Raw genomic sequence first — 1315 nt, forward strand, 5'->3', positions numbered from 1 at the left:
GCTGGGTGCGGGGACGGATATTCCGATCGGGTCGGCGATCGCCGGGCGGACGGACGAGGCGCTGGATGATCTGGTCGGGTGTTTCGTGAACACGCTGGTCATCCGGAGTGATCTGTCGGGTGATCCGTCGTTCGGTGCGCTGCTGGAGCAGGTGCGCGAGAGCGGTCTGCAGGCGTATGCGCATCAGGATGTGCCGTTCGAGCGGCTGGTGGAGGAGCTGGCACCGGCCCGGTCCGCGGCGCGGCATCCGTTGTTCCAGGTCATCTTGACGATGCAGGACACGGTGTCGGCGGCGGGTGTGGGGGGATCCGGCGGGGTGGAGACCGGGTTGCGGGCCAGTGGGCTGCCGTTGAGCCGGTCCGGGGTGAAGTTCGATGTGGCGGTGCTGCTGGGCGAGCGGTTCGGTACGGACGGCGTGCCGGCCGGTATCGGGGGGGTGGTGACCGGGGCTGCGGATCTGTTCGACCCCGGCACGGTGGCCCGGATGGCAGACACGCTGACAGTCCTCCTGGCAGGGCTGACAGAGGACCCCTCACAGCGGATCAGCACGGTGGATGTCATCACTGCGGTGGAGCGTCGGCGGGTGTTGGTGGAGTGGAACGACACCGCCGTGCCGGTGGCTTCGGGTTCGTCGGTGCCGGGGTTGTTCGCGGCGCAGGTGGCGCGGTCTGCGGATGCGGTGGCGGTGGTGCAGGCGGGTGTGCGGGTGTCGTATGCGGAGTTGGAGGTGCGGGCGAATCGGCTGGCGCATTTCCTGCGGGTGCAGGGGGTGGGTGCGGAGTCGGTGGTGGGTCTGTGTCTGCCGCGGGGTGTGGAGATGCTGGTCGGGATCCTCGCGGTGTGGAAGGCGGGCGCGGGCTACCTCCCGCTCGACCCCGGCCAGCCCGCGGAGCGGATCGCTTTCCAGTTGCGGGACAGCCGTGCGGTGTTGACATTGACGACGGAGGAGATCCTGGACGGTCTTCCGGCGGGCCGGCATCGTCTGGTGGCGGTGGACGACACGGTCGTGGCGATGCAGATCGAGGCCGCTCCGGTGACGGCGCCTGTGGTGGAGGTGCGGGCGGGTCAGGTGGCGTATGTGATCTATACGTCGGGGTCGACGGGGCGGCCGAAGGGTGTGGTGGTCACTCATGGCGGGCTGGTCAACTATGTGTCGTCGGTGCCGGCCCGCATCGGGTTCGGTGTCGATGGTCGTGGTGGCCGGTTCGCGGTGTTGCAGGGGCAGGCGACCGACCTCGGCAACACCACGGTCTTCGCGAGCCTCGTGAGCGGGGGTGAACTGCACTTCCTCGACGAGGAGGCGGTCACCGATCCG

The 1315-nt window shown here is 69.1% G+C and carries 1 protein-coding gene; it reads left to right on the top strand.

Annotation, left to right across the window (positions count from 1 at the left end):
- Positions 1-1315, top strand: a 1315-nt coding sequence (locus BZL64_RS30060; protein ID WP_143663351.1) for an AMP-binding protein, incomplete at both ends; no start/stop codon positions are given.

The organism is Streptomyces bobili (assembly GCF_002154575.1).
GTDB lineage: Bacteria > Actinomycetota > Actinomycetes > Streptomycetales > Streptomycetaceae > Streptomyces > Streptomyces bobili.